Origin of the sequence: Streptomyces incanus (assembly GCF_042656345.1) — a bacterium.
In the GTDB taxonomy this organism is placed as follows: Bacteria; Actinomycetota; Actinomycetes; order Streptomycetales; family Streptomycetaceae; genus Streptomyces; species Streptomyces incanus.
The window spans coordinates 170,637-178,092 of sequence record NZ_JBHSPC010000164.1 but is presented as its reverse complement, the minus strand read 5'-3'; the positions used below and the strand labels follow the sequence as shown (position 1 = coordinate 178,092).

The 7,456-nt window shown below is 71.8% G+C and carries 7 protein-coding genes; 6 read left to right on the top strand and 1 reads right to left on the bottom strand.

Features of this window, described 5'->3' with window-relative positions:
* The coding region (locus ACFP2V_RS37035) for a hypothetical protein (RefSeq protein ID WP_381220541.1) at window positions 1–434 on the bottom strand (434 nt) is incomplete at its 3' end.
* A 430-nt stretch (window positions 435–864) separates the two neighbouring features.
* On the opposite strand from ACFP2V_RS37035, the gene ACFP2V_RS37030 reads away from it, so the two are divergent.
* The 6 genes from ACFP2V_RS37030 (at window position 865) to ACFP2V_RS37005 (ending at window position 7,424) form a co-directional block, all read left to right on the top strand.
* Window positions 865–1,140 carry a hypothetical protein gene (locus ACFP2V_RS37030; RefSeq protein WP_109376692.1) on the top strand — a complete coding sequence of 92 codons (276 nt, stop codon included), beginning with the start codon at window positions 865–867 and terminating at the stop codon, window positions 1,138–1,140.
* Complete coding sequence (locus ACFP2V_RS37025) at window positions 1,137–1,544, top strand: type II toxin-antitoxin system VapC family toxin (RefSeq protein ID WP_381220537.1); 408 nt, start codon at window positions 1,137–1,139, stop codon at window positions 1,542–1,544. Before ACFP2V_RS37030 ends, ACFP2V_RS37025 begins: the two co-directional genes overlap by 4 nt.
* A gap of 92 nt (window positions 1,545–1,636) precedes the next feature.
* Window positions 1,637–2,728, top strand: coding sequence for an integrase core domain-containing protein (locus tag ACFP2V_RS37020; RefSeq protein WP_381220534.1), 1,092 nt, complete (start codon window positions 1,637–1,639; stop codon window positions 2,726–2,728).
* Window positions 2,729–2,828: 100 nt separating this feature from the next.
* Complete coding sequence (locus ACFP2V_RS37015) at window positions 2,829–3,242, top strand: tyrosine-type recombinase/integrase (protein ID WP_381220531.1); 414 nt, start codon at window positions 2,829–2,831, stop codon at window positions 3,240–3,242.
* A 28-nt stretch (window positions 3,243–3,270) separates the two neighbouring features.
* On the top strand, window positions 3,271–4,434 hold the full coding sequence (locus ACFP2V_RS37010; RefSeq protein WP_381220528.1) for an exonuclease SbcCD subunit D: 1,164 nt from the start codon (window positions 3,271–3,273) through the stop codon (window positions 4,432–4,434).
* The gene (locus tag ACFP2V_RS37005; RefSeq protein ID WP_381220526.1) at window positions 4,431–7,424 is read left to right on the top strand and encodes an AAA family ATPase; all 2,994 of its coding nucleotides are present in this window, start codon (window positions 4,431–4,433) and stop codon (window positions 7,422–7,424) included. The genes ACFP2V_RS37010 and ACFP2V_RS37005 overlap by 4 nt, the downstream gene beginning before the upstream one ends.
* The last annotated feature ends 32 nt before the right edge of the window (window positions 7,425–7,456 follow it).

The following is a 7,456-nucleotide window of genomic DNA, read 5'->3' as shown; positions in this document are numbered from 1 at the left end:
CCTGCCTCGCACCACTTAAGGGCCGACTCGCTCTCGCCGGCCTCGGTCAGCACCTCGACCATGTCATCGAAGATCCGCAGATCCGTGAATTTTGCAGGCTGGGCGTCGAGTTCGGCCCGCAGAGCGCGCTGTGCCTCCTCGGCTTCCTGCCCGCGGCGCAGCGCGTACAGCTGGTCGACGATGCCGACCTGGGCGTCCCTGCCGAACTCGCCCCCGAACTCCACCGCGCGGCGAAAGAGCGCGAGGGCCTCCTCGTGCCGGCCGCCGCGCGCCGTGAACCAACCCGCATCCACCAGGGCACGTGGCTCCTCCGGGGCACCGGGGTGCTCCCTGGCCCACCGCTCGCACTCGGCCGCCGACGGCTCACGCCCCAGATCGTCAAGGAAAGCCGTATACGGGGTGATCACGGCACCGGACACCGGCGAGTCGCTCATGTGCAAACCCTACCGATGCCGGTGGCCGCTCGTTATCCCATACCGGACCTCATGCCGCACCGTTTCGCCGACCGTCGACGCCCACGCCCGGCGGGATCGTCGAGCCCGCGATGCCCCGCACAGCCGGGACTGCCGCAGGTCGGCGCGGCCCAAGAGGGGAACAGGCCGAAGGTGTCGGCGGCGGAGATTACCCCGGCTTCGGCCCGAGGGCGGTTGGCAGCGAGGTCAGCCCGCCGGTGAGGCTGTACACGGTGACGTAACAGATAGGTGTAGGCCCCCAGCGCCGTCCTTCCCGCTCGGGGACGGACGGCGGCGGGATCGCTGCCGGTAGCGTTCAGGGCGGCGGCTGGCCGCCTGATGGCCGGCCCGCCCAGGAGAGCGGCCGGCCCGCACAGGGTGCTGTAATAAACCATGTCGTACACTAGGGGGTGTGAAGACTTCCAGGCCCGGTAGTACGGAGAACATCTCCGTGTCCATGCCCTCCGACCTCGTCGGTGCGCTGCGCTCCCGCACCGGTAAGCGCGGAGTATCCGCCTACATCACCGAGGCCGTCCGTCATCAGCTGGCCATGGACGGGCTCGCCGAGATCGTTGCCGCCCACGAGGCTGAACACGGCCCCCTCACCGAACAGGAGGTCCAGGCCGCGCACCGCGAGCTGTTCGGTGACGGACAGGAGCCGGGCGCGGCCGGGCAGAGTGCCGCGTGAAGGAACCGCCCGCCCGTTCCATCGTCCTGGACTCGCAGGCTCTGTCGCTGCTGCTGGATAACGACCGACGGATGGTCGTCAGGATCGAGGCCGCACGCCGGGAGGGCGTTCCCGTGCTGGTCTCTGTCCTGACCATCGTGGAAGCTGTCTACGGCAAGACGGACACCGCGCGACTGAACTGGGTGCTCTCCCGACTCAAGGTCGAGGAAGTCAACCAAGCCGACTCCATGACGGCGGTGCGGCTGCTGCAAGACGCCGGCGGCCTCCACGGCCACAAATACGCCATCGATGCCCTCGTCGCCGCGATGGCCCTCCGTTCACCGGCCCCCGTGCTCGTCCTGACCTCCGACCGCGACGACTGGTCAAAGCTGTGCGGCGACCGCGTGGCGATCAGAGACCTCTGACGGGCAGTCGGGGCGGTGCCGGGAGTCCCGCGGTCTCGCGGCCCGTACCTCGCCGTTCACATGGAGGTTGGACGGCGGCATCATCATCTGTCGTGCTGCTCCGCCTGGCTTACCTCGCCGCGACCAACACCCTGGCGCTCCTGCGCCTGCTGCCGATGAGCGACCGAGAGAAGGACATCGAAATCCTGGCCCTGCGGCACCAACTGCTGGTCCTGCAACGCCAGGTCGGCAAGCCCACCTTCACAGACACCGACCGCGCCATCCTCGCCGGCCTGCTCCACTGCCTCCCGAGGGAGAAGCTGCGCCGGTTCCTGCTGTTGGTACGCCCCGACACGATCATGCGGTGGCACCGCAACCTGCTCAAGCAACGACATGCCGCCACCTGCCTGCCGAAGCGGCGCGGACGCCCACCCACCGTCCGGTCGATCCGCGCCCTGGTCCTGCGCCTGGCCCGGGAGAACAGCTCGTGGGGGTATCGCCGGATTCACGGCGAGCTCGCGGCACTGGGCATCAAGGTCGCCGCCTCCACGGTCTGGGAGATCCTCAAGGAGCACGGCATCCCGCCCGCGCCCGAACGGCAGAGCACGACCTGGGCCGACTTTCTGCGCAGCCAGGCCGCCGCGCTGTTGGCGTGCGATCTGTTCGAGGCCCGCACGCTCACCGGGGCTCGCCTGTATGTCTTCGCGGTCATCGAACACGCCACCAGGCGGATCAGGATCCTGGGCGCCACCGCGCACCCCACCGCGGACTGGATGGTGCAGCTCGGACGCAATCTCGTCATGGACCTGGAGGACGCGGGCAGCAGGGCCAGATTCCTGATCCGCGACCGCGACTCGAGGTTCACGCAGGCCTTCGACGCCGTGCTGACCGACGCCGGCCTGGAGGTCGTCACCAGCGGCATCCGGATGCCGCGGATGAACTCGACCGTAGAGCGCTGGATACAGACCTGCCGCCGCGAACTGCTGGACCGCACCCTCATATGGGACCAGCGCCATCTACTCCACGCGCTGCGCGAGTTCGAGTCCTTCTACAACGAGCATCGCCCGCACCGGACACTGGGGCAAGCGGCTCCGCTCCGTCCGCTACCCGAACCGATCACCGAACCAGGACAGATCGCGCACCTGAAGGTTCACCGACGAGATCGACTCGGCGGAATCCTTCACGAGTACCAACATGTCGCCTGAGCAGGGCGGATGATTAATCGGCACCCACAGTGCTGGTGGATATAAGGCGGAATTGGCGCCCCTAAAGGCTCGCGAGGAGGGCGAGTGGCGCGATGTTCCGGTGCCGACCTCAGTCTTGGCGGCGGTCAGGTTTCATGTAGAACGTTATGGTGTTGGTCACGATGGCTACCTCCTACATGCCCATCATGGCGGGGAAGTGCTCGACTCGAACTATCGAACCGAATTCAAGGCCGCAGTGAGGAGAGCGGGATTCGGTGACGAGCCGTGGACCGCGCACACGCTGCGCCACTTCTTTGCAAGCAGTGCCATCGCCGGCGGCGTATCACTCCTCGAAGTGTCGAGGTGGCTTGGTCACTCCACCATCCAGATCACGGCCGACATCTATGGCCATCTGACCCCGGACGCTGGTGGCAGACTGAGGGCCGTGATGGATCAGGTGCTGACGGGCGCTAGCGTGGTCGGTGCTGACCGCGAGGACCGTGCTGGTTCGGTGCTGACTACAGGGGCTGAGTAAGGGGAAACATGCAGGTCGGAGCCGCATCTTGAGAATTCTGCACACTTCCGACTGGCACCTCGGCCGGCCGTTCCACCGGGTCGGCATGCTCGGCGCCCAGGCCGAGTTCATCGGCCACCTCGTGGCGACCGTGCACGAGCACGCCGTCGACGCGGTGGTCGTGTCGGGAGACGTGTACGACCGGGCCGTGCCGCCGCTCGCCGCGGTGGAGCTGTTCGACGACGCCCTGCACCGCCTCGCCGACCTGGGCGTGCCCACGGTGATGATCTCCGGCAACCACGACTCGGCCCGCCGCCTCGGCGTCGGCGCCGGACTCATCGGGCGCGCGGGCATCCATCTGAGGACCGCCCCCTCGGCGAGCGGCACCCCCGTGATGCTGTCCGACAGGTACGGAGACGTCGCCTTCTACGGACTTCCCTATCTGGAACCGGCACTGGTCAAGGAGGAGTTCGGGGTGGAGAAGGCGGGCCACGAGACGGTGCTCGCCGCCGCCATGGACCGGGTTCGCGCCGACCTCGCCGCCCGTCCGCGCGGCACCCGCTCGGTCGTCCTCGCGCACGCCTTCGTCACCGGCGGCACCCCGAGCGACAGCGAGCGGGACATCACCGTCGGCGGGGTCGCCGCCGTACCCGCCGGAGTGTTCGACGGCGTCGACTACGTGGCGCTCGGGCATCTGCACGGCTGTCAGACCCTCACCGAGCGCGTGCGCTACTCCGGCTCCCCCCTCCCGTACTCCTTCTCCGAGGCGGACCACCGCAAGAGCATGTGGCTCGTCGACCTGGCCGCCGACGGCAGCGTCGCCGCCGAGCGGATCGACTGCCCGGTGCCGCGCGCCCTCGCCCGGATCCGCGGCACCCTGGAGGAACTGCTCGCCGACCCCGGGCTCGAGCCGCACCGCGAGGCGTGGGTCGAGGCCACGCTCACCGACCCGGCCCGCCCGGCCGACCCCATGGCCCGGCTCACCGAACGCTTCCCGCACACCCTCAGCCTCGTCTTCGAACCCGAACGCGCGCCCGACGACCCCGCGGTGTCCTACGCCCACCGCCTCGCCGGCCGCGACGACCAGCAGATCGCGGAGGACTTCGTGGCCCACGTACGCGGCGCCGGCCCCGACGAGCGGGAGCGGGCCGTCCTGCGGGACGCCATCGACGCCGTCCGCGCCGACGAGGCCGTACGGGAGGTGGCGCGGTGAGGCTGCACCAACTCGACCTCACCGCCTTCGGTCCTTTCGGCGGCTCGCTCACCGTCGACTTCGACGAGCTGTCCGCCGCGGGCCTCTTCCTGCTGCACGGCCCCACCGGCGCCGGCAAGACCTCGATACTCGACGCCGTCTGCTACGCCCTGTACGGCACCGTCCCCGGCGCCCGGCAGAGCGGGCAGGGCATGACACTGCGCAGCGACCACGCCGCCCCCGCCGTCCGCACCGAGGTCACCCTCGACCTCACCGTCGCCGGGCGCCGGCTCGAGGTCACCCGGCAACCGCCCTGGCAGCGACCTAAGAAGCGCGGCACCGGCACCACCCTCGACAAGGCGCAGACCTGGCTGCGCGAGTACGACCCGACTGCCCGGGCCTGGAAGGACCTCAGCCGCTCCCACCAGGAGATCGGGGAGGAGATCACCCAGCTCCTCGGCATGAGCCGGGAGCAGTTCTGCCAGGTCGTCCTCCTGCCCCAGGGCGACTTCGCGCGGTTCCTGCGCGCCGACGCCGAGGCGCGCGGCAAGCTGCTCGGCCGACTCTTCGACACCCGCCGCTTCGCCGACGTGGAGAAGCACCTCGCGGAGCGCCGCCGCGCCACCGAGTCCCGAGTGCGGGACGGCGACGCGGACCTGCTCGCCGACGCGCACCGGATGCAGCAGGCCGGGGGCGAGGCGATGCGGCTGGACGACCTCGCGCCGGGCGATCCGGGACTGGCCGAGAGCGTGCTGACCGCAGCCGCCGTCGCCCGCAGCACCGCCCGCGAACAGCTCACCGTCGCCCGCTGCCGCCTCACCGCGGCCGAATCCGCGCAGGCCGCCGCCGACCGGTCACTGGACGACGTACGCGAACGGGACCGGCTGCAAAGGCGGTTCGCCGAGGCACGGGAGCGCGCGGCGCGACTGGCGGGGGAGGACGGTGCCCGGCAGGAGGCGCAGACGCTCCTGGACCGCTCCCGCAAGGCCGAGGCGGTCGCCCCCGCGCTGGAACTGCGGGAGTCCGCCGACGCCGAACACCGGGAGGCGGTCGACGCCGAGACGCGCACGCGTGCCATGCTTCCCGCGGCCCACAAGGAGGCGGGCGTGGCCGGGCTCACGGCCGGCGCGCGCCGGGCCGCCGAGGAACTGGGCGGTCTCGAGTCGGCCCGCCGCGCCGAGCGACGGCTCGCCGGACTCCTCGACGAGCGGGTGGGCCTGGACCGCCAGGAGCGCGCCGACGACGACGTGCTGGACGAGTCGGCCGCCTGGCTCACCGGCTGGGAAGAGACCCGGACCGGGCTCCAGGCCCGCATCGAGTCCGCGCAGGCGGCCGCGACCGATGCCGTCGGACTCGCCGTACAACGCGACTCCGCGCACCAGCGGCTGAACGCCGCACGGCTGCGGGACCAGCTCGCCGAGGACACCGACCGCGCCGCCGAGCAGGCCCGCAGGGCCCAGGAGCAGGCGCTCGCGGCCAAGCAGCACTGGCTCGACCTCAAGGAACAGCGACTGGCCGGCATCGCCGCCGAACTCGCCGCGGGCCTCACCGACGGCGCACCCTGCACGGTCTGCGGTGCCCTCGAACACCCTGCCCCCGCCCGCAAGGACGCCGGCCATGTCGACCGCGAGGCGGAGGAGCGCGCCCTCGCCGCCCACCAGAGCGCCGAGGAACGCCATGCCGGCCACGAACGGCGCCTCGGCGTCGTCCGCGAGGCGCTGGCCGCCGCCGGAGCGGAGGCGGGGGACACGCCGACCGACCAACTCGCCCACGAGGTGGAGGAGTTGGAGGGGCAGTACGTGCGGGCCCGGGACGCGGCCTCCGTACTGCACTCCGCGCAGGAGCAGCTGCGACAGGCGGAGCACGAACACGAGCGGCGGCTGACCGCACAGCGTGAGGCGGAGATCCGGACCGCCGCGCGGGCGGGTGTCCGCGAGCGCCTCGACCAGGAACAGGCCGCGCTGGAGGGTGAGTTGACCAAGGCGCGGGGTGCCGCGGACAGCGTGGCCGCGCGCGCCGCCCAACTGGAGCGTGACGCCGCGCGGTTCGCTGACGCCGCCGATGCCGTCCGGCTCGCCGAGGGCACCGCGCAGCGGCTCAAGCACGCCGACGCCAGGCTCGCGGACGCCGCCTTCCGGGCCGGCTTCGACACCCCTCGGGCGGCGGCCGAGGCACTGCTCGACGCGGCCACCCATCGCGCACTGCAGCACCGACTGGACGTCTGGCAGCAGGAGGAGGCCGCCGTACGCGCGGTGCTCGCCGAGTCCGACACCGCGGCCGCCGCCCAGCAGCCCCCCGCCGACCTCGCCGCCGCGCAGCGTACCGGCGAGGACGCGGACCGCAGGGTGCGCGAGGCGGCCTCCGTGCGCGACGCCGCCGCCCGCCGCTGTGCCGAACTCGACCGGCTCTCCGCGCGGGCCACCGCCTCGGCGCGCCGGCTGGCACCGCTGCGCGACGAGTACGACCGGGTGGCCCGCATGGCGGGCCTCACCGCCGGCACCTCGGCCGCCAACGAACGCAGGATGCGCCTGGAGTCCTACGTCCTGGCCGCCCGCCTGGAACAGGTCGCCGCCGCGGCGACCGCGCGGCTGCACCGCATGTCGTCGGGCCGCTACACCCTGGTGCACTCCGATGACCGCACCGGGCGCGGCCGCAGCGGCCTCGGGCTGCACGTCGTGGACGCGTGGACCGGCCGGGAGCGGGACACCGCGACCCTCTCGGGCGGCGAGACCTTCTTCGCCTCGCTCGCCCTCGCCCTCGGTCTCGCCGACGTCGTCACCGACGAGGCCGGCGGGGTCCGGCTGGACACCCTCTTCATCGACGAGGGCTTCGGCAGCCTCGACGACCAGACCCTCGACGAGGTGCTGGACGTCCTGGACTCCCTGCGGGAACGCGACCGCAGCGTGGGCATCGTCAGCCACGTCCCCGACCTGCGGCGGCGCATCCACGCCCAACTCGCGGTGGTGAAGGGCCGCTCGGGTTCGACGGTACGGACACACGGGGTGGGCTGAGCCAGGCCCCGGTCGCCGCGATCGCGTCGACC